Genomic DNA, 20,605 nt, shown 5'->3' with positions numbered 1-20,605 from the left:
AGAAAGCGCTTGCCCCCTACGTTCCGTTCAGCAGTGTGAACCGGCGACGGGCACCCCTCCCCAGGGGCCACGCGCGCCGGAACCCGACCCCCCACGGGAATCCGCTCCACCTGCACCATCGAGGTCCACGCGGCAGTACTTCCGCTCGCGCGCGTCGATCAGACATATGAACATCGTTCATACACATGGCCCGTCAGCTCTCCCTGAAGGGACGCACCCGCATGCGTACCGTCCCCCCACGTACACAGGCGCAAAGATCAGCCCTGGTCGCCTCCTCGGTCGCCCTGGCGACAGCGGCCGTGCTCGCCCTGCCGCACTCGGCGGGAGCGGCGGAGACCTCGCCGATCGGCTTCGGCGCCGGGACCACCGGTGGCGGCGGTGCCTCCCCGGTGACGGTCTCGACGCTCGCCGCCTTCCGGAGCGCCGTCACCGGCGACGCGGCCAAGGTGGTCCGCGTGAACGGCCTGATCCCGCTGAGCGGTCAGGTGGACATCGGCTCCCACACGACGGTCCTCGGCGTGGGTTCGTCGTCCGGGTTCACCGGCGGCGGTCTGCGGATCAAGGAGGAGACCAATGTCGTCGTGCGCAATCTGAACATCAGCAAGCCGGTCGCGCCCGCCGACGGGATCACGGTCCAGGAGTCCACGAAGGTGTGGATCGACCACAACGCGTTCTCGGCGGACCGCACCCACGACAAGGACCACTACGACGGTCTGCTGGACATCAACCACGGCTCGGACCATGTGACGGTGTCCTGGAACACCTTCAGGGAGCACTTCAAGGGCTCGCTCGTCGGCCACAGCGACAACAACGCCTCCGAGGACACCGGCCGGCTGAGGGTGACGTACCACCACAACCACTTCGGCAACGTGTACTCGCGCGTCCCCAGCCTGCGCTTCGGCACCGGGCACTTCTACAACAACTACGTGGACGGCGCGGAGACCGCCTGCCACTCGCGCATGGGCGCCCAGATGCTCGTGGAGAACAACGTCTTCCGCAACACGGGAGTCGCGGTCACCACGAACCGCAGCAGTGACGTGGACGGTTACGCGAACCTGCGCGGCAACGACCTCGGTGGGGCCGCCACCGAGATCTCCCGGGTGGGGAGCTTCACCGCCCCGCCCTACGGCTACACCGCCGAGCCCGCCTCCTCCGTCGTCGCCTCGGTGACGTCGGGCGCGGGCACCGGAAAGCTCTGACACCCCCCATCCACCGGGACAACAGAAGGAATCGGGACATGACTTCTGCGGTACGTCCGCGTGCCCGCACGCGCGCGCTGACCGGCACGTTCGCCGCGTTCAGCCTCTCGTTTGGCATGATCATGACCACCGGGGCCACTCCGGCGAACGCCGCCACCTGGCCGACGCCCACCAGCAGCCAGCCGGTGTCCTCCACCATCTCGGTGTCCGGCACCAGGGACGGCGGCATGGTCCGCTACTACGGCAGCGGCGCCCTGGCCGGCGACGGCCAGGAGGAGGGCCAGGACCCGATCTTCAAGCTCGCGGCCGGCGCGACGCTGAGGAACGTCATCATCGGCGCGCCCGGCGCCGACGGCATCCACTGCGAGGGCAACTGCACCCTGCAGAACGTGTGGTGGGAGGACGTCGGCGAGGACGCGGCGACCTTCCGCGGCGGATCCACCTACACGGTGACCGGCGGCGGCGCGAAGAAGGCGGCCGACAAGGTCTTCCAGCACAACGGGCCCGGCACGCTCAACATCTCCAACTTCGCGGTCAGCGACTTCAAGACGCTGTACCGCTCGTGCGGCGACTGCTCCACGCAGTACACCCGCAAGGTCAACCTCAGCAACATCGAGGTGACCGGGACGGGTTCGACCACGCGGCTCGTCGGCATCAACGTCAACCGCGGCGACGTGGCGACCCTGCGGGGCATCACGATCCTCAACGACAGCGGTCGCAAGGTCATCCCGTGCCAGAAGTACAACAACAACACCGCCGTCGGGACGGGCCCCGACAGCACCAACTGCCGCTACTCCACCTCGGACATCACCTACAGGTGAGACCACTCGTCACCCACCGGTGAGTCCCCCCGACGGCCGGACGGAGCCTCCCCCCACGGGCCTCGTCCGGCCGTCGGCCGTGAACGCGCGCGGCGGCGCGGCTTGGGGCGGAACGGGGCGGGCGGGGCGATCGCCGTCACGTTCACGCCCCGCCCGTACTCACCAGATCTTGCGTGCCCAGAGCGGGCCGATCAGCGCCCACTCCTCGTCCCACCGGTCCATCCGCCGCCGTTCCATACGGCCGCGTACGAGCCGGCCGCCCACGAAGGGCACGGCGGCCACGAACACGCCCGCGAGGCCACCGACGAGCGTGGCGCGCAGCCGGGCCTGGGACTCACTGGCGGGCTTGGTGACCAGCAGGCCCTCGGCGTCCGTCCAGACGGTGACCCGGGCGCCCATCAGACTGGCGGGGTCGACCCGGGCCTGGCCCCGGCGCGTGGAGCCGTCCGGCGCCGTCCAGCGGACCTTCGCCCACACCTGGTCCGTGCCGCTGCCGCTCGCCGCGGAGGGCTCCGGCGCGTCCTCGGTGAGGACCGCGCCGACGGGACGCCACTCGGCGCGCTGCCGGGCGAGGCCCGACTCGACGGATTCGGCCGCCAGGAGCCCGGCCGTCACCCCGCCGAACAGGGTCAGCGCCCAGGCGATCAGCACGACCCAGGACTCCAGCCGGTCGCTGCGCCTTCTCAGCGGGTTGCGCCGCCATCGCCACAACCACACCTTCGGACCACGGAATGCCACCATCGGAGGCACCCTCCCTCACACGCGCAGGACTGCCGGACCGCTCTCCCATACGGCGGCGGTCCGCCCGCTGCTCATGCGACATGGGTCACCCCACCGGGGCCGGACGGGCCCCGGCCCGCGCCAGGCCCACCGCCATGCCCGCTGACCTGCGGCGGAGGTGTCCCGAGGGGTGACTGTCAGTGGTGGGGTGCAGACTGGCCGGTGACTGGGACGACGATGTCCGGGAGGTGGCCGAGATGGCTGACGTACTGCTCACCGTGGGCACACGCAAGGGACTGTTCATCGGGCGACGACGCGCGGGCGTCTGGGAGTTCGACGAGAGTCCGTACTTCAACGCGCAGGCCGTCTACGCGATCGCGATCGACACCCGTACGGACACCCCCCGGCTGCTCGTCGGCGGCGACAGCGCCCACTGGGGCCCGTCCGTCTTCCACTCCGACGACCTCGGCCGCACCTGGACCGAGCCCGCCCGCCCGGCCGTCAAGTTCCCCAAGGACACCGGGGCCTCGCTGGAGCGCGTGTGGCAGCTGCACCCGTCGGCCGCCGAGCCGGACGTGGTGTTCGCGGGCACGGAACCGGCCGCGCTGTACCGCTCCGAGGACCGGGGGGAGTCCTTCGAGCTGGTCCGGCCGCTGTGGGAGCACCCGACGCGCGACAAGTGGGTGCCGGGTGGCGGCGGCGAGGGGCTGCACACGGTCCTCACCGACCGGCGCGACCCGCGCGCGGTGACGGTGGCCGTCTCCACCGCCGGGGTGTTCCGCACCGCGGACGGCGGTTCGAGCTGGTCGCCGTCCAACTCCGGTGTCTCCGCGGTGTTCCTGCCGGACCCCAACCCGGAGTTCGGCCAGTGCGTGCACAAGGTGGCCCGGGACGCGGCCACCCCCGACCGGCTGTATCTGCAGAACCACTGGGGTGTGTACCGCAGTGACGACGCGGGCGCGCACTGGGAGGACATCGGCGCGGGCCTGCCCTCCACCTTCGGCTTCGCCGCGGTCGCCCATCCGCACCGCGGGGACACCGCCTATGTCTTCCCGATCAACGCCGACGCGGACCGCGTCCCCGCCGACCACCGCTGCCGGGTCTTCCGCACGGCGGACGCGGGCAGGAGCTGGGAGCCGCTGTCGGCGGGACTCCCGACGGAGGACCACTACGGCACGGTCCTGCGCGACGCGATGTGCGCGGACGACGCGGACCCGGCGGGCGTGTACTTCGGCAACCGCAACGGCGAGGTGTACGCGTCGGCGGACGACGGCGACAGCTGGCGACAGTTGGCGTCGCATCTGCCGGACGTGCTGTGTGTGCGGGCGGCGGTCGTCGGCTGAGTGAGCGGGGCGAGCCGAGGGGAGGGCAGGGAATCCGTCCATCAAGTCGGCCCGAATTCCGTCGAGTTCATCATCGAAGCGATCACTATCGATCACCCGCCGATCGCCGGTTGATCGTCATGGCCGTTACGGCAGTAGGGTGACGCCGTGGCACCACGACCGTTGCATGAAATCGTCGAACCCGGCTGGGCGAAGGCCCTCGAACCCGTGGCCGGGAGGATCGCCGAGATGGGCGACTTCCTGCGCGCGGAGATCGCCGCGGGACGCACCTATCTCCCCGCCGGATCCAATGTCCTGAGGGCCTTCCAGCAGCCCTTCGACGACGTCCGCGTCCTCATCGTCGGGCAGGACCCCTATCCGACCCCGGGGCACGCGGTGGGGCTGTCCTTCTCGGTCGCGCCGGAGGTACGGCCGCTGCCGGGCAGCCTGCTCAACATCTACCGGGAGCTGAACACCGACCTGGGGCTGTCCCAGCCGTCCAACGGCGACCTGACGCCCTGGACCCAGCAGGGCGTGCTGCTGCTCAACAGGGCGCTCACCACGGCCCCGCGCAAGCCGGCCGCGCACCGAGGCAAGGGCTGGGAGGAGGTCACCGAGCAGGCGATACGAGCGCTGGCCGCACGCGGGCGCCCCCTGGTCTCCATCCTGTGGGGCAAGGACGCCCGCAATCTGCGCCCGCTGCTCGGCGACCTGCCGGCCATCGAGTCCGCTCACCCCTCCCCCTACTCCGCCGACCGGGGCTTCTTCGGCTCCCGCCCCTTCAGCCGCGCCAACGACCTGCTGGCCCGCCAGGGCGGCGCTCCCGTGGACTGGCGTCTGCCATGACCGGCGGTGAGCCCCCGGTCGTGCTCGCCGTGGACTCCGGCGGCTCCGGACTGCGGGCGGTACTGGCCCGGGGCACCGAGGTGCTCGGCGAGCCGCTCGTGTCCGGGGAGCCGGTGCGGACCGGTGCGCGCGGTATCGACGCGGGGCAGCTGCTGGAGCGGTTGCTGCCCCTGGCACGGCGGTTGCTCGACGACGCCGGCTGCGGCCGTCCGGTCGCGGTGGCCCTCGGGGCCGCCGGGTTCGCGACACTCGGCGACCAGCTGCGCGACGAGCTGCCGTCGGCGCTGACGCGGGAGCTGGGGGTGCGGCGGATCGCGCTGGCGGCCGACGCGGTCACCGCGTACACCGGCGCCCTCGGTACACGGCCGGGCGCCGTGATCGCCGCGGGCACGGGGCTGATCGCGATCGGCACGGACCTGGAGAGCTGGCGCCGGGCGGACGGCTGGGGCCATCTGCTCGGGGACTGCGGCGGCGGGGCGTGGATCGGACGGGCGGGGCTGGAGGCGGCGTTGCGGGCCCACGACGGCCGGACCGGCGGGTCGGCCCGGCTGCTGGCCCGCGCCGAGACGATGTTCGGCCCGATGGTCGGGCTGCCCGGCCTGCTCTACCCGAGACCCGACCGCCCGGCGGTCCTCGCCTCCTTCGCGCCCGAGGTCGCCGCCTGCGCCGGGGACGACCCGGTGGCGGCGGACGTCCTGCGCGAGGCGGCCCGGCACATGGCCGACGCGGCTGCCGCCGTCTGTCCGGCCCCCCACCCCGACGACCCGGTCCCGGCCTCGGGCGAGCCCCGAGTGGCCCTGACCGGCGGTCTGTTCAAGCTCGGCGATCCGCTGCTCGTCCCCCTGGAGGCCGAGTTGGCGCACCGGTTGCCGCACGCGCGACGGGTGCCGGCGGAAGGGGATCCGCTGGTCGGCGCGGTGCGTATCGCGGCCGCGCTGGCGGGTGGCGGGCTCGGGTTGCCGTACGACGAGCGGATGTTGTACGTGGTGGCCGAAAAATAGTACCTGAAACAGGGATCAATCCAGCCTGTCGGACAAGCATCACCGTGGGCACCCAAGAACACCCCTCAGCAGATAAATGCGGTATCGATCGGCCCTGATCGAGCCGTAACTCATCAGACAAATCCGGACGGATACCGCTCACCTGCACCCTCCCCGAACAGGGGAGCCCAAGAAGCCAGTAACATGCGGCGCCATGAGTTCCCCCACTGGGCCCGCGTCCGGCCTGCCAGTACGAATGCCGCGACCCCGCCAGCCCGGGCGGCACCGCCGCCCGGAGCCCCTGGCGGCTCCCGAGGGCGCGCCCGCGCTCGTCCTCGCGGTGCCCGGCACGCCCAGCGCCGCCACGCGCAGCCTCGCCGAGGAGGTCGTGAGCATCGCGCGCTCCGAGCTGCCCGGCCTCGACGCCCGCATCGGCTACGTCGACGGGGGTGCCGACGAGTTCCCCACACTGCAGTCGGTGCTCACGCACGCCGCCGAGGAGCGCACCGCCCGCTACGAGCAGGCGCGCGCCGCCGGCCTGGACGTCAAGGAGCCCGAAGGCCTCGTCGCCGTCGTCGTGCCCCTGCTGGCCGGTCCGGACAGCGCCACGCTGCGCCAGGTCCGCCAGGCCGTCATGGAGAGCCGGATCGCGGCCGAGCTGACCGATGTCCTCGGCCCGCACCCGCTGCTCGCCGAGGCGCTGCACGTGCGCCTGTCCGAGGCCGGTCTGGCGCGCGCCGACCGGGCCCGGCTGTTCACCGTCGCCACCGCCGCGGACGGCATCGTCCTCGCCACCGTGGGCGGCGAGGAGGCCGTGCAGGCCGCCGGGATCACGGGCATGCTGCTGGCCGCGCGCCTCGCCGTGCCGGTGATGGCCGCCGCCCTCGACCAGGAGGGCTCGATCACCTCCGTCGCCGAGCAGCTGCGCTCCTCGGGCTCCCAGCAGCTGGCGCTCGCGCCGTACCTGATAGGGCCGGAGATCGACGCCGGTCTGATCGAGGCGGCCGCGACGGAGGCGGGCTGCTCCGCCGCCGAGGCGCTCGGCCCCTACCCGGCGATCGGCAAGCTGGCGCTCGGCAAGTACACGACCGCGCTCGGCATCGCGCCGCAGCAGCCGCAGGGCATGCCGGTCCGCTGAGCCCGGTGCCCGGTCCCCGACCGCGACCCGTACGGCCTCGCCGCATGCGTACGCGCGACCGCGCGGCCATGTCCGGGGGCCGTAGCGGGGTCCGGTCTCAGACGTTCAGGACGACGCAGGAGGCCGCGGGTGCCTCGATCGAGCCGCCTCGGGTCGGTACGCCCGTCTCCTGGTCGACCGTGAACCAGGTGACGTCGCCCGAGCGCTCGTTGGCCACGTACAGCGTCCCGGCCGCGTAGGTGAGGGCGCGCGGCCAGTGGCCGCCGCAGGGCACGGTCGTGACCAGGCGCAGCGTGTCCCCCTCAACGGCGAGCACGGAGAGGACGTCCGTGCCGCGGGTGGCCGTCCACACGAAGCGGCCGTCGGGGGACACGGCGACGCCCGAGGGGTACGCGTCGCCCTCCGGGGCTCCCGGGAGCACCGGGACCTCTCCCAGCGCCTCCAGCGGGCCCTCAGAGCCCTCGGCGCCGTGCCAGCGGCACACGGTGATGGTGGGGGCCAGTTCGTTCAGCACATAGACGTACGATCCGTCCGGGTGGACGGCGAGGTGGCGTGGGCCCGAGCCCGGTCGCAGCGGCGTCTCGTGGTGCACGACGGGGACGCCGTCCTCCAGCGCGCACACCCGGACCGAGTCCGTGCCGAGGTCGACGCCGAGGAAGCGGTGGCCGTCCGGGGCGGGCAGGACCTGGTGGGCGTGTGGCTCCTGCTGGCGGCCGGGGTCGGGGCCCGATCCGGTGTGCCAGAGCGTGCCGGACGCGGCGACCTTGAGGGTGCCGTCGGGGTGCAGGGGGACGGCGGTGATGCTGCCGGAGCCGTAGTCGGCGGTCAGGACGTGGTCGGCGTGCAGGGTGAGGTGGGTGGGGGCGGCGCCGACCGTCACCGGGGGGCCGGTCAACTCGAGCTTGTCGTCCGTCACCCGGTAGGCGGCGATGGTGCCGTCGGGCTGCTCGCCGACCGCGTAGAGGGTGGTGCCGTCCGGGGAGAGGGCGAGGTAGGACGGGTCGGGGGTGTCGGCCGTGGTGGTGAGGGGGGTCAGGGCGCCGGTTCTCTCGTTCACGGTGGTGGTGAGGATGCCTGGGCCTCCGGCCGAGGTGAACGAGCCTATGTAGGCCCGTCGTCTGCCGGGTGTTGTCGTTGGTGCCATGGTTCGTCCCCTCGCCTGCTCGTCTTTGTGCGGGCGAGGGTAGCAGCAGGTCTAGACCAGAGGGTTTCGCCCCCGCCGCCCCTACCCGTCCCATCCTCAAGGGGCTGTGCCCCTTTGACCCCCCTTGCGCCTACTGGCTCGGGGGGTGCTGGATTGTGGGCGGGTGCGGGTTGTGTTGGGTTGATCGCGCAGTTCCCCGCGCCCCTTAAAAGCGCCGGGGGCGACCCATGCTTTTCAGGGGCGCGGGGAACTGCGCGAGAAGCCCCACCGGGCCCGCAGTCGAAGAACTCGCCCCCTGAAGTCAGGCGTGGGCCGGAGCAGCGGTGTGCAGGGGGTGGGCCAGTTCTGTGAGGGCGCGTTCCAGGGCCTGTAGGTGGGCCAGGGCACGGTCTGCGTGGGGGTGGTGGGCGGGTGTGGAGGCGTGGGGCGGGGCGGGGTGGACCGGGGTCGCGCCTACCAGGGTTTCGACGGCCGATTCGACTCGGCGGCACGCGGCGGTGAGGCGGGCGTCGTGGGAGGCGTCCGGGTCGGCGGCGACGGCGGCGAGGCCATGGGCCTCCCGGGCGCAGTCGTCCAGCAGGGCGAGCACCCGGCGGGCCCGTTCCTTGCGCCGCCGCAGCGGGTTGAGCGGGTGGACCAGGGGCGCGAGGGACAGTCGTACGCGCCCCAGGAGTGCTTCCAGCTCTGCCACGCGCGGCGCCGGGTCCGCAGTCGGGTCGCCCGCCAGGCGCCTGGCCGCCGTCGCGGTGCAGCCGTGCACCGCGTGCAGGGCCCGCCGCACCCACCGGTCGGTGACGGCGTGTGTCGTGACCGGCAGGATCAGCGCCACCGCGAGCGCGGCCCCGAGCGCGCCGACGCCGGTCTGCGCGAGGCGGAGGACGAGGAGCGCCGGGTCCAGGACGCCGAGGAGGCCGTAGAGCAGGCCCGCCATGACGGTGACGCAGAGCATCATCCAGGAGTACGACACGGCGGCCGTGTAGAAGATGCCGAACACGCAGACGGCGACGAGTGCGGCGGTGGGGGCGGGGGCGCCGTGCAGGGGTACGGCGACGAGGAGGCCGACGGCGATGCCGCTGACCGTGCCGAGGACGCGTCGGAAGCCGCGGACCAGGGTCTCGCCGCGCGAGGTGGTGTTCACGAAGATCCACCAGGCGGTGCCGACGGCCCAGTACCAGCGTTCCTGCGAGAGGACCTGCCCGGCGGCCATCGCGAAGGCGCAGGCCGCGCTCGCCTGGAAGGCCTGGCGGGTGGTGGACCGGGCCAGTCCGCGGCCGTCCCCGGGGGCGGGCACGGGCGTCGGCGGGGTGCGCCGCTCGATGCACCAGGCGCCGAAGCGCACGGCGGAGGAGGCGGTCAGGGCGAGGGTCATCGCGGTGTACAGCTCGGGCAGTTGGCCGGGGAGTGCGTGCAGGAACTGGGTGACGAAGAAGGTCATGAAGGCGAAGATGCCGAGCGCGTGACCGCGCGGGCCCCAGCGGCGGGCGTGGACACCGCAGAAGATCACGACGAGCCACGTCGCGTCCCGCAGCGCCGGAACGTCGTGCAGCACCGTCGCCAGGGCGAGGACCGGGAAGCCGGCGGCGGGCAGCAGCGCGGTGGTGACCGCCTGGCCGCGCACGGTCGGGTCGGTGACCGTGAACAGGGCGAGGAGCGCCGTGAGTCCGGCCGTGATCGAGGCGGTCAGCGACATCCCGGCCAGCTCCGACACGGTCACCGCGAGACCGATGCCGAGCACCGCCCGCAGCGACACCCGCAGCCTCAGCAGCCCCGGGTCCGGAGCCATGAACATCCTCTTCACCGCCGGCCGCCCGCCCCTCTCCCGTTCGCCTTCGGCCCGTGCGGGCCCCTCCGAGTTCGACCACGCCCGTTCCGGCATGGAAATGGCGCCGCGGGCACGGACCGGCCTCATTGCCGTCCTGCGCTGCGCGGCGCCATCGATGGTCCTCAGGAAAGCATCAGAGAGCCGCTGGCTCAACCGGCGTGCGGTCCACTGGGCCATTGGTACAGTTTCCGGTGATCATCGACGGACAGAGGGAGGCCAACGGACCATGGCCGTGGACGAGCTCGACACCCGTATCCTGCGACTGCTCCTGGAGCGGCCGCGTACCAGCGTGCGGGAGTACGCCCGGGTCCTCGGGGTCGCCCGGGGCACGCTCCAGGCCCGTCTCGACCGGCTGGAACGCGACGGTGTGATCACCGGTACGGCTCCGTCGCTCTCCCCCGCCGCGCTCGGCCACCCGGTGCTGGCCTTCGTGCACATCGAGGTGACCCAGGGGCACCTCGACGACGTCGGGGACGCGCTGGCGGCCGTACCGGAGATCATCGAGGCGTTCTCGATCACGGGTGGCGGCGATCTCCTGACCCGGGTCGTGGCCCGGGACAACGCGCATCTGGAGGACGTCATCCAGGCACTGATCAGCCTGCCGGGCGTGGTGCGCACGCGCACGGAGGTGGCGCTCAGGGAGCGGGTGCCGTACCGGCTGGCGCCGCTGGTCGAGTCGATCGGCTCGGCGGCGGGCCGGGCGGCGAGGAGCTGAGTCAGGGGCCCGGCGGCCCCCTGGCACCCTGGAGTCCATGAGCATCATCCGCAGCACTTCGGTCATCTTCGATCTCGACGGAACGCTCGTGGACAGCGAGCCGAACTACTACGAGGCGAGTCTGCGGACCCTCGCCGAGCACGGGGTCACCGGTTTCACCTGGGCGGACCACGAGCGGTACGTGGGCATCAGCCTGCGGGAGACGGTCGCGGACTGGAGGGAGCGCTACGACCTCGCCGCCCCGGTCGAGACGGTCGTCGCCACCAAGAACCGTCACTATCTGGAGCTGGCGCGCACCGGTACCCGGGTCTATCCGGAGATGCGGAAGCTCGTGGAGCTGCTGGCGGCCGAGGGAGTGGCCATGGCCGTGGCCTCGGGGTCGTCGCGCGAGGCGATCGAGGTGATCCTCGGCGGCACGGGGCTCGACGCTCATCTGCGGACCGTCGTGTCGGCGGACGAGGTCGACCGCGGCAAGCCGGCGCCCGATGTGTTCCTGGAGGCCGCCCGCCGCCTGGGCGCCGCCCCGGCCGACTGTGTCGTCCTGGAGGACGCGGCGCCGGGCGCCACCGCCGCCCACGCGGCCGGGATGCGGTGCGTCGCGGTCCCGTACGTCACCGGCCAGGCGGACGATCCGGCGTTCGCGACGGCGGGGCTGCTGGTGCGGGGCGGGCAGGGGGAGTTCACGGCGCGGGAGGCGTACGACTGGATCGTGGCCACGGGGTGAGACGGCGGGAGCCCGGTCCGCCGAACGAATCGGCGGACCGGGCCCCGTGCGGTCTGGTGGATCAGGCCGCCGTGCCGTGTGCCGCCGCCCGGGCGCGCCGGTGCAGGATCCAGCCCGTCACGGTGAGCGCGGCGGCCGATGCGGCCACGCCGAGGACGGTCAGGCCGGTGGAAGCGAGACTGCCGCCGCCCCCGGTGGTCGTGCTGCCGCCCGTGCCGCTGACACCGGAGGTGCCGGAGGTACCGGACGTGCTGCCGCCGCCGCTGGACGTCGAACCGCTGCTGGAGCCGCCGCCGGTGGAGGTGCCGCCGTCGCTGCCGTCGTCGGTGTCCACGGGGTCCTGGCCGACGAAGGCGACCGGGACCTTGACGTCCTGCGAGCGGTCGCCGGACAGGGTGTGGTCGGCGCGGGTGGCGAGGACGCACTTGGCCTTGAAGCAGTCGGTGTACTCGTCCTTGGCGTCGACGGTCAGCTCGACCTCGAACTTGCCGCCGTCCTCGTACGGGATCGCCAACTCCTCGCCGTAGTCCGGCGGGTTGGAGGAGATCCACGCGGAGGAGTGCGACCCGCCGGTCATGTCGACGCCGCCGATGCACGGGGTGGGCAGTTCGCCGGCGCCGTTGTCGACGCAGAGGGCGACGTAGACGCCCTTCTTCTCGTCGTAGCCGGAGCCGGTGACCTTGAGGGTCTGCTTCTCGGTGGCGAGGTTGTTGACCGGGGTGACGGTGAGCTTCTGGCCTTCGGAGCCGGTGACGGTCTTCGTGCCGGACGGCTCGTCGCCCTCCTCGCCGTTCCCGCCGCCGGTGGTGGTGTCGTCGGCCTCGGTGACGGTGAGGGTGAAGGGCGCGGTGCGGGTGGTGCCGGCGGAGTTCTTGAACACCGCGCGGTACTCGTAACCGTCGTGCGCCGCCCGCGCCTTGAAGGAGTACGTGTTCTTCGTCGCGCCCTTGATCACGGACCAGGTCTGGGCGCCGTCCGTGCTGACCTCCCATGACACGTCGGGCGCGGGGGTACCCTCGGCCGCCGCGACGAACGAGACCTCGTCGCCCGGTGCCACGGTCCGGTCGGTCGGGGACTGGGTGACCTTGGGGGACATATGGCGGTCGAGCTTGGTGATCTCGCCCTCGGAGGGGCTGCTGACGTAGACGGTGCTGCCGCCCGGGGCGACCGCGATCGAGGCCGAGCCGTTCTGGGAGTCGTTGTCCGGCAGCCTGGTGGACGCGACGGCCGCCGCGTAGGTGGTGGTGTCGTACACGCCGAGGTGGCTGGTGCTGTCGCCGCCGTTGCCGGAGTCGCCGTTGTCCTGCCAGACGACGAAGGCCCGGCCGGTGGCGGTGTCGAAGGCGATATCGGCGGCCTCGTCCGGTCCCTCGATCGCCTTCAGGAGCTTGGCGTCCTTGTCGTAGACGCGCACGGTGTTGCCGCTGCCGGCCCAGGCGTTGCCGGTGGCCGGGTCCGCCTCGACGAACTGGACGTCCCCGGCGGGGAGTTCCGCCGTGGCGGTGACGGTGAAGGAGCCGGTGTCGACACGGCGGAGGGTGCCGCCGGTGGAGCCCGCGGACCAGGCGGCCTTGCGTGCCTTGTCGACGCCGAGCACGGAGCCGCCCGGCAGCGTGAGGGTGCGGTTCTCCAGCGGGACGGCGGTGGCGATGTCGGCCTCGGAGAGCTGCTCTCCCTGGGCGACCAGGACGGTGGTGTCCTTGGTGCCGGGGCCGATGCCGCTGATGTTGGCGCCGGCGATCCACTTGCCGGCCACGGCCGCGTCGCCGGCCTCGGCGGTGCCGATGCCGCGCAGCGCGAACTGGAAGACGGCGCCGTCACCGGCGAGCGGGGCGGCGATCCGTACGACGGCCCGGGGAGCGAGCGTGCCGGTGCTGCCCGGCGCCTGGGCGATGTGGCCGAGGCTCTTGCCGTCCGCCGGGTCGAGGATGTGCAGGCCGCGCTCGTCGACGTCCCCGGAGGCGGCGAAATTGTCCGAACCCGCGTACAGCTTCTTGGAGTCCGGGTGCAGCAGGAGATCGTTGACCTTACCGGCCGCCGGGAACGCGCCGGACTCGACGTAGCTGTACGTGCCGGCGGGCACGTCCTCGCCCTCGCCGCCGTCACCGCCGCCGGTGTCCTGGCCCTCGAAGGCGACCGGGACGCGGACGTCCTGGGAGCGGTCGCCGGAGTTGCGGTGGTCGACCCGCGTCACGACGGAGCAGACGACCTGGGCGCAGTCGACGCCGTTGTCCTTGGCCTTGATGTCGATCTCGACGTCGAAGGTGCCGCCCGCGCCCCAGGCGATGGCGAGGGTGCCCTCGTACGGGTCGCCCTTGGGGACGATCCAGTGGGAGGAGCTGCCGGTGCCGCTCTGGTCGGCGCCGCCGATGCACGGGGAGGGGATCTTGCCGTCCCCGTTGTCCTTGCACAGGGCGACGTAGACGGCCTTGGCCGTGTCGTACCCGGAGCCGGTGACCCGCAGCTTCTCGCCGTCGGGGTCGAGGTCGGCGGAGGCGGAGACGGTCAGTTTCTGGCCGTTCGCGCCATGGCCGGTCTTCGGGGTGTCGGCGGCCTGGGCGGCGGTGCTCACCGTGACGGCGGTGACCGCGGCGGTCACCAGGGCGGCGGCTCCGAGAAGCGCCGCGGGGCGTCTCAGCCACAACCGGGCCGCGCGGCCCGGCCGCCGCCGGGCCGTCGTGTCGTCTGTCATGGGTTCCTCATTCGTCGGGTGCGCCCCGCACCCGGGGACGCCGAGAGCCGGGCCCCGTGGCGAAGGGGGCCCGGCCGGAGCGGGTGATTACGAGAAGCTGATCGGGACGTGGACGTCGTACTTGCGGTCGCTGCTGTCGAAGTGGTCGGCGCGGGTGACCACGGCGCAGGTGACGTCCTCGCCGCAGACGCTGCCGTCGTCGAGGGTGGCCTTGACGAAGATGTTGACGCTGAAGGTGCCGCCGGTGCCGAACTTGGAGCTGTTGGCGAACAGGCCGCCGAACGTGTTGTTGATCCAGTGCGAGGCGCCGGTGGCGCCGGTCTCGTCCTGGCCGCCGAGGCAGGGGGTGGGCTTGTTGGCGCCCTGGGCGCCGTTGACGACACAGAGGCCGACGTAGATGCCCTGGCCGGTGTTGAAGCCGGAGCCGGAGACGGTGATGACCTGGCCCGCCGCGGTGGCCGAGTTCGGCGCGGTCACGGACAGGTTGTAGGTGGTGCCGCCGTCGACGATCGAGCGGGTCGAGGTGGCGGCGGAGGCCGAGGTGGCGAGGCCCAGGGTGAGGGCGGAGGCGGCGGCGACGGCGAGACCTGCGCGGGCGGCGGTACGGGCGGAAGGAACGACTCTCATCGGGAGAGGACCTTTCTCGTCAGCGGTCGACAGGGACACCCCATCAACACTTAGGTAAGGCTTACCTAACCTTGGTCTTGATCTCTTTGTCAACAGAAGGCAAAGGACGTCACAAGTACCTTGCTCAGGAAGGCGTTTCGCCGCCGATCACGGTGAACTCCGCGGCGGCCTCGCGGCCCCCGGTCACGGAGTACAACCGGACCTTGTGCACACCCTTGGCCGCCGTGTCGTACACCGGGAAGTCACGGGCGACCTCGCCCGAGTCGTCGGCCACGGTCTGGTAGCGGGTGTCGTCGTCGATCGCGACCAGCACGACCTCACCCGGGGCGAAACCCGCGCCGGTGACCCGTTGTTCGGCACCCGGGGCCAGGCTCGTGAGATTCACGGCCGCGGAGGGGGTGGCCGCTACGGATTCCGGGTCGGCCTCCCCCTCGGAGCCGGGCGTCGCCGCCGCGCCGTCCGCGTCCGGGGTCGGCGAGGGAGTGTCGTCGCCAGACGCGTCCTCCGGCCGGTCCGCCCCTGAGGTGCCGGTGCCCACGGTCACGTCGAGCGGGGCGAGTTCGTCCCCCGCCGCGTACGAACGCCCGCTCCACTCGGCGAGCAGTCCGGCACCCTCGGCGGTCAGCGACACGCGCAGGCCCGACCAGGTCGCGCCGCCGCCGCGCACGGTCGGCGCGGCGGAACCCGTGCCGACCTGAGCCAGCGTCAGATCGCCGCTCTCCCCCGCCCGTTCGGCCCGCACCCGAAGAGTGCCGGTGCCGCCGTCGAGCCGCAGGCGCAGCTCACTGAGGGTCAGTGTGCCGGTCCCGGCGCCGGACAGACGGATCGAGCCGTCGAGTTCGACGTCCGCGTCCCCGGCTTTCGGGGCCGCGCTGCCGCCGTCGACGGGGAACCAGGTCCGGCCGCCTGAGCCGCGCACCGCGGGCGCCTCGGCGGTCACCGTCGCGTCGGTGCCGGTGGACGCCCCGAACGTCGGGCCCCAGCCGGCGAATCCGCCGGACACCTCCCGTGGCGCCCCGTCCGCGTCCAGTGCCGTCGCCGTGCCCTGGCAGAGCAGGGCGAGCAGCGCGCCCGCCGCCGTCACGGCGGCACCAGGTCTGTTCATCACCTCGAAGTCCTCCCTGGAATGTCGGCCGAGCGGCCGACGGGACGCCCCGGTCGGGGGGGCGTCGACTGGCTTGTGTGCGGCTGTCGTCGGCATAACGTCAGCTCGGGTCCGCGCCTCCGGCCGCGCCGGCGGTACGGCGTCGGCGCGCCCAGACCCAGGCCGCCCCGCCCGCCGCGACCAGCCCGGCCGCGGTGATGCCGAGCGGCACGGCGGCGCTGCCGGTGTCGGCCAGCGGGTCGTCCGAGGTGTTCGTGTCGCCCGACGTGCCGGCGGTGCTGCCGGTGCCCCCGGTGGTCGTCGTGCTCGTACTGGCCGACGGGGTCGGTGTGCTGTCGGCGCCGGAGTCGTCGCCGCTGCCGCCGTCGGCACCGGCGAAGGTCACCGGGATACGGACCGTCTGGCTCTGGTCGCCGCCCCGGGTGTGGTCGTTGCGGGTGATCACGGAGCAGGTCACCCCGGACTTCGCGCAGTCCGTGTTGGTGTCCTTGGCCCGCACCTTGAGTCGCACGGAGAACGTGCCCTTGTGCCCGCTGCCCTTGTACGGCTTGGCCAACCCCTCCCCGTACGAGGGCGGGTTGGAGGAGATCCACACCGAGGCACCGGAGTCGCCGGACATGTCGACGCCGCCGATGCAGGGAGTGGGGGTCTTGCCGGCGCCGTTGTCCACGCAGAAGGCGACGTAGATGCCCTTCTCGGTGTTGTAGCCGGTGCCGGACACGGTGACCGTCTCGCCGTCCGGGTCGAGTCCGGAGGACTTGGAGACGGTGAGCTTCTGGTCCTCGGGGCCGGTCGCGGAGCCGCCGGCGGCCGTCGCCGAGGGGGCCGGGAAGAGGATCAGGGCACTCGCGACGGCGACCGCCGCCGGGGCTGCGCGCAGGGCTCGTAGGCCACATCTGTGCATCGCTGTCAGCACTCCCACCATAGGAAACTCAGGTAAGGCTAACCTAAACTAACGAACACCTGGTTCGAACGGTAGACATGGAAGGCGGTTCGATGCGCAGGTCCGGAAGACCTCAACTCACCATAGCCCGCAGGGGAGTTGCCGCACTGGCCGTTGCTATCGCGATGCTGGCGGCCGGATGCGCAGGCGGCGACGGGGACGGGGACGCAAAGGGAGCGAAGCCCTCGGTGTCGTCCGCGAGCGCGCGGGCGGCCGCGGCCCAGAAGCAGTTGAAGACGAACTCCGTCGTCCCGTTGGAGGGCGAGGCGCCGACGCCGAAGCTGCCCGTCACGGTGGCTTCCTCCGACGGCCGCGAGGTCACCGTCGAGGACGCCTCGCGGATCCTGCCGCTCAACGGGGGCATCGCGGAGATCGTGTTCACGCTCGGCCTCGGGGACAAGGTCGTCGGCCGGGACATCACCGCGACCTTCGAGGAGGCCAAGAGCCTTCCCCAGGTGACCAAGGCGCACGATGTGAGCGCGGAGAGCGTGCTCTCGCTGGAGCCGACCGTCGTGCTCGCCGACACCGACACCGGGCCCAGCGAGGCCATCGACCAGATCCGTGACGCCGGAGTCCCCGTGGTCGTCCTCGATCCGGCCAACGAACTCGCCGACGTGAGCACGCGGACGACCCGGGTCGCCGAGGCACTGGGTGTTCCAGCGGCCGGCAAGGCGCTCAACCGGCGTTTCGCGGACGAGCTGAAGGCGGCGCGGGCGGCGGTGCCCGAGGGGAGTACGCCGAAGGTGGCGTTCCTGTACATGCGGGGCTCGGCTGCCGTGTACCTCATCGGTGGGAAGGGGTCCGGGGCCGATTCCCTCATCTCGGCCGCGGGGGCGGAGGACGCGGGGGTGGTGGCCGGGCTGTCCAAGCCGTTCACGCCGATCACCAGCGAGGCGCTCGTCAAGGCGCAGCCCGATGTGATCCTGATGATGAGCAAGGGGCTCGAGTCGGTCGGTGGGGTCGACGGGCTCGTGGAGATTCCCGGGATCAAGGAGACGCCGGCCGGGATGGATCGGCGGGTGGTGGATCTGGAGGACGGGGTGCTGCTCAGCTTCGGGCCGCGTACGCCGTTGGTGATCGACATTCTGGTGGAGCGGTTGCATCAGGGGTGACGGTGGGTGGGGGGCCGGTGGGGACGGTGCGTTGTCGGGTGCGGGTGAGTGGGGGCTGGTCGCGCAGTTCCCCGCGCCCCTGAAAAGCAGGGGCTGCGCCCCGTGCTTTTCAACCCGCAGCCCCGTCGCTTTTCAGGCCGGCGGGGCCGTGGTCTTTCAGGCCCGCAGGGGCCTGAATCTTGAGGGGCGCGGGGAACTGCGCGAGAAGCCCCACCGGGCCCGCACTCGACAATCCGGCCTCAAAAGCCCCTTCACGTGTCGTAGTCCACCACCAACGTCTCCGACACCGCGTACGACTGACAGGTCAGGACATACCCGGCGGCAACCTCCGCCGGTTCGAGCGCGAAGTTGCGGCGCATGTCGGCCTTGCCGTCGGTGACGAGGGCGCGGCAGGTGCCGCAGACGCCGCCCTTGCAGGCGAAGGGCAGGTCGGGGCGTGTTCGTTGGGCGCCGTCGAGGATGCTGCGCTCACGGGAGAGCGCGGCGGTGGTGGAGCGCCCGTCGAGGGTGACGGTGACCTCGCTGACGGGCCCCTCGGCGGCGGCCTCCTCGTGCCGCGCCTCCCGTACGGGCTCGTCATCGGCGTAGAACAACTCCTGGTGGACGCGGTCGGCCGGCACGCCGAGGCCGGTCAGGACCCGCTGGGCGTCGCGGACCATGCCGTGCGGGCCGCACAGCCACCAGTGGTCCGCCGTGCCGACGTCGACGAGGGCGTCGATCAGTGCCGAGAGGCGTTCGGCGTCGAGGCGGCCCGACAGCACCTCGGCCTCGCGGGGTTCGCGGGACAGGACGTGGGCGAGCTGGAAGCGGGCCGGGTACAGGTCCTTCAGGTCGGCGAGTTCGTCCGCGAACATCACCGTGCCGCTGCGGCGGTTGCCGTAGAAGAGGGTCACGGTCGAGCGGGCGTCGGCGGCCAGGACCGACTCGGCGATGGAGACCATGGGGGTGATGCCGGAGCCCGCCGCGATCAGCACATGGTGGCCGGGGACGGTGAGGTCGGGGGTGAAGAAGCCGGTGGGGGCCATGGCGTCGACCGTGTCGCCGGGCCGTACGTCGTTCACGAGCCACGACGAGAACAGACCGTCCGGCACCACCCGCACCCCGATACGCGGCGCCGAACCGGCCGGCGAGCAGATCGAGTAGGAGCGGCGTTCGTCGCGTCCGTCGATCTCGCGCCGCAGCGTCAGCGACTGGCCGGGCGCGAACGCGAACTCCTCCGCCAGTTCGTCCGGGATGTCGAACCCGACGGCGGCGGCGTCCTCGCAGAGCGGCCGCACGGAGGTGACCCGCAGGGTGTGGAAGGCCGGGCGGCGGCGGGCGCGCGGGCGCGGCGCGGTGGCCGTCGGTTCTTCCTTGAGGCCTTCCATCAGATCTCCTTGACGTGCTCGAACGGCTCGCGGCAGGCGCGGCAGCGCCACAGGGACTTGCAGGACGTGGCGGCGAAGCGGGAGGTCTCCTCGGTGTCCGCCGAGCCGCAGAGGGGGCAGGCGACCGTGCGGCGGGTGGGCGACAGGAGGAGCGGGACCGGGCCTCGGGGGGCCGCTCCGGGCGGGGCGATGCCGTGCTCGGTGAGCTTGCGGCGGCCGGCCTCGGTGATCCAGTCGGTGGTCCAGGGCGGGGTCAGGGCCGTGCGGATCTCCACCCGTTCGTACCCGGCGGCGCGCAGCCGGGCCGCCACGTCCGCGCGCATCTCGGCCATGGCCGGGCAGCCGGAGTAGGTCGGGGTCAGGCTCGCGACCACCGTGCCGTCGTCGGTCAGCTCGACGTCCCGCAGGACGCCGAGGTCGGCGAGGGTCAGCATGGGAAGCTCGGGGTCCGGCACCTGTTCGGCGATGTGCCGGGCACGCCGCACGTCGGTCGGGGCGGTCACCATGTCGCCTCCGGGTGGGCGCGGGCCACGCTCTGCAACTCGGCGAGCAGCGGCGCCAGATGCTCGGTGTGGTCGCCGCCGCGGCCCGTGCCGGACAGCGGCCGGTACACCGGCATCGGCAGCCCGGCCGCCTCGGTGACCTGGCGGAGCACGGCGGCGACCTCGTCCCGTACGTCGCAGGCGGTGAACAACTCGCCGAGGTACGGGGCCACTCGCTCCATCGCCGCACGGATCCGCCGGTGCGACTCCGCCGTGCCGTCGCCCAGGCGTACGGCCCACTCGGCGGCGTACTGCCGGTGGTACGTCAGCTCCTTGACGCCCTTCGCCGCGATGGCGGAAAGGACCGGGTCGGGGTGGTCCGCCAGCCGCTCGAAGTGCGCGAGGCGCCAGCTGGACAGGACGAGCAGCCGGGCGATCGAGAACGCGAAGTCACCGCACGGGAGTTCGGCGAGGCGGACGTTGCGGAAGTCGTCCGCGTCCCGGAAGTAGGCGTACGCGTCCTCGCCGCGCCCGGTGCCGTCGACCTGTCCGGCGCGGGAGTACAGCAGCCGGGCCTGGCCGAGGAGGTCGAGGCCGATGTTGGCGAGGGCGACCTCCTCCTCCAGCTCGGGCGCGCGGGTGGTCCACTCGGCGAGCCGCTGGGCCGAGACGAGGGCGTCGTCGGCCAACGCGACGCAGTCGGCGGCCAGTTCGGCGGCGTCCACGCCCTCGGGCACGGTCGTGTCCACGCCGTGGAGGGGGTCCTCGAAGCCGGTGCCGTACGCCCAGCGGGCATCGTCCTCGTGTCCCTCGGCGAGGGTCAGGTAGACGTGGTCGTCACTCATG

At 72.6% G+C, this 20,605-nt stretch carries 19 protein-coding genes; 9 read left to right on the top strand and 10 right to left on the bottom strand.

Features of this window, described 5'->3' with window-relative positions; all coding sequences use genetic code 11:
• Window positions 1-221 precede the first annotated feature (221 nt).
• Window positions 222-1,199: a pectate lyase family protein gene (locus tag ABT147_RS07090; protein WP_351403164.1), complete on the top strand. Its 978-nt coding sequence runs from the start codon at window positions 222-224 to the stop codon at window positions 1,197-1,199.
• A gap of 38 nt (window positions 1,200-1,237) precedes the next feature.
• Window positions 1,238-2,020, top strand: a complete 783-nt coding sequence (locus ABT147_RS07085; protein WP_351403163.1) for a pectate lyase — start codon at window positions 1,238-1,240, stop codon at window positions 2,018-2,020.
• Between the two features lie 159 nt (window positions 2,021-2,179).
• Here ABT147_RS07085 and ABT147_RS07080 read toward each other — a convergent pair whose 3' ends face one another.
• Complete coding sequence (locus tag ABT147_RS07080; protein ID WP_351403162.1) at window positions 2,180-2,761, bottom strand: Rv1733c family protein; 582 nt, start codon at window positions 2,759-2,761, stop codon at window positions 2,180-2,182.
• Window positions 2,762-2,997: 236 nt separating this feature from the next.
• Here ABT147_RS07080 and ABT147_RS07075 point away from each other — a divergent pair, with 236 nt between their 5' ends.
• From ABT147_RS07075 to ABT147_RS07060, 4 genes are all read left to right on the top strand, one after another.
• Window positions 2,998-4,083: a WD40/YVTN/BNR-like repeat-containing protein gene (locus ABT147_RS07075; RefSeq protein ID WP_351403161.1), complete on the top strand. Its 1,086-nt coding sequence runs from the start codon at window positions 2,998-3,000 to the stop codon at window positions 4,081-4,083.
• Between the two features lie 147 nt (window positions 4,084-4,230).
• Window positions 4,231-4,908 (top strand): uracil-DNA glycosylase, encoded by a 678-nt coding sequence (locus tag ABT147_RS07070; RefSeq protein WP_351403160.1) that lies wholly within the window; start codon window positions 4,231-4,233, stop codon window positions 4,906-4,908.
• Window positions 4,905-5,909, top strand: coding sequence for an N-acetylglucosamine kinase (locus ABT147_RS07065; protein ID WP_351403159.1), 1,005 nt, complete (start codon window positions 4,905-4,907; stop codon window positions 5,907-5,909). The genes ABT147_RS07070 and ABT147_RS07065 overlap by 4 nt, the downstream gene beginning before the upstream one ends.
• A 193-nt stretch (window positions 5,910-6,102) precedes the next feature.
• Window positions 6,103-7,026 carry a sirohydrochlorin chelatase gene (locus ABT147_RS07060; protein ID WP_351403158.1) on the top strand — a complete coding sequence of 308 codons (924 nt, stop codon included), beginning with the start codon at window positions 6,103-6,105 and terminating at the stop codon, window positions 7,024-7,026.
• Window positions 7,027-7,123: 97 nt separating this feature from the next.
• Here the strand turns inward: ABT147_RS07060 and ABT147_RS07055 are convergent, their stop codons facing one another.
• Both ABT147_RS07055 and ABT147_RS07050 read right to left on the bottom strand, forming a co-directional pair.
• A complete protein-coding gene (locus ABT147_RS07055) occupies window positions 7,124-8,170 on the bottom strand; it encodes a lactonase family protein (protein WP_351403157.1) in 1,047 nt (348 codons plus the stop codon).
• 301 nt (window positions 8,171-8,471) lie between these two features.
• The gene (locus ABT147_RS07050) at window positions 8,472-9,959 is read right to left on the bottom strand and encodes an FUSC family protein (RefSeq protein ID WP_351403156.1); all 1,488 of its coding nucleotides are present in this window, start codon (window positions 9,957-9,959) and stop codon (window positions 8,472-8,474) included.
• Between the two features lie 259 nt (window positions 9,960-10,218).
• On the opposite strand from ABT147_RS07050, the gene ABT147_RS07045 reads away from it, so the two are divergent.
• Both ABT147_RS07045 and ABT147_RS07040 read left to right on the top strand, forming a co-directional pair.
• Entirely contained in the window at window positions 10,219-10,707 is a 489-nt protein-coding gene (locus ABT147_RS07045) for an Lrp/AsnC family transcriptional regulator (protein WP_351403155.1), read from the top strand.
• Window positions 10,708-10,744: 37 nt separating this feature from the next.
• On the top strand, window positions 10,745-11,431 hold the full coding sequence (locus tag ABT147_RS07040) for an HAD family hydrolase (protein ID WP_351403154.1): 687 nt from the start codon (window positions 10,745-10,747) through the stop codon (window positions 11,429-11,431).
• Window positions 11,432-11,492: 61 nt separating this feature from the next.
• Here ABT147_RS07040 and ABT147_RS07035 read toward each other — a convergent pair whose 3' ends face one another.
• From ABT147_RS07035 to ABT147_RS07020, 4 genes are all read right to left on the bottom strand, one after another.
• Window positions 11,493-14,123 (bottom strand): immunoglobulin I-set domain protein, encoded by a 2,631-nt coding sequence (locus tag ABT147_RS07035; RefSeq protein ID WP_351403153.1) that lies wholly within the window; start codon window positions 14,121-14,123, stop codon window positions 11,493-11,495.
• Window positions 14,124-14,210: 87 nt separating this feature from the next.
• Window positions 14,211-14,750 carry a hypothetical protein gene (locus tag ABT147_RS07030; protein WP_351403151.1) on the bottom strand — a complete coding sequence of 180 codons (540 nt, stop codon included), beginning with the start codon at window positions 14,748-14,750 and terminating at the stop codon, window positions 14,211-14,213.
• Window positions 14,751-14,874: 124 nt separating this feature from the next.
• Entirely contained in the window at window positions 14,875-15,855 is a 981-nt protein-coding gene (locus tag ABT147_RS07025; protein ID WP_351403150.1) for an HtaA domain-containing protein, read from the bottom strand.
• A gap of 100 nt (window positions 15,856-15,955) precedes the next feature.
• On the bottom strand, window positions 15,956-16,759 hold the full coding sequence (locus ABT147_RS07020; RefSeq protein WP_351403149.1) for an LPXTG cell wall anchor domain-containing protein: 804 nt from the start codon (window positions 16,757-16,759) through the stop codon (window positions 15,956-15,958).
• 92 nt (window positions 16,760-16,851) lie between these two features.
• Here ABT147_RS07020 and ABT147_RS07015 point away from each other — a divergent pair, with 92 nt between their 5' ends.
• Window positions 16,852-17,910, top strand: a complete 1,059-nt coding sequence (locus tag ABT147_RS07015) for a heme/hemin ABC transporter substrate-binding protein (RefSeq protein ID WP_351403148.1) — start codon at window positions 16,852-16,854, stop codon at window positions 17,908-17,910.
• A gap of 251 nt (window positions 17,911-18,161) precedes the next feature.
• Here the strand turns inward: ABT147_RS07015 and paaE are convergent, their stop codons facing one another.
• Genes paaE through paaC form a run of 3 tightly spaced genes read right to left on the bottom strand, consistent with a single transcriptional unit; the run spans window position 18,162 to window position 20,604 of the window.
• Complete coding sequence (gene paaE, locus ABT147_RS07010) at window positions 18,162-19,277, bottom strand: 1,2-phenylacetyl-CoA epoxidase subunit PaaE (protein WP_351403147.1); 1,116 nt, start codon at window positions 19,275-19,277, stop codon at window positions 18,162-18,164.
• On the bottom strand, window positions 19,277-19,783 hold the full coding sequence (gene paaD / locus ABT147_RS07005; RefSeq protein WP_351403146.1) for a 1,2-phenylacetyl-CoA epoxidase subunit PaaD: 507 nt from the start codon (window positions 19,781-19,783) through the stop codon (window positions 19,277-19,279). The genes paaE and paaD overlap by 1 nt, the downstream gene beginning before the upstream one ends.
• Complete coding sequence (gene paaC, locus ABT147_RS07000) at window positions 19,777-20,604, bottom strand: 1,2-phenylacetyl-CoA epoxidase subunit PaaC (RefSeq protein WP_351403145.1); 828 nt, start codon at window positions 20,602-20,604, stop codon at window positions 19,777-19,779. Before paaC ends, paaD begins: the two co-directional genes overlap by 7 nt.
• Window position 20,605: the final 1 nt, after the last annotated feature.

Origin of the sequence: Streptomyces sp. NPDC001868, assembly GCF_040297125.1 — a bacterium.
Classification (GTDB): domain Bacteria; phylum Actinomycetota; class Actinomycetes; order Streptomycetales; family Streptomycetaceae; genus Streptomyces.
Note: the sequence above shows the minus strand (reverse complement) of the source record. Positions and strands in the feature narration are given on the sequence as shown.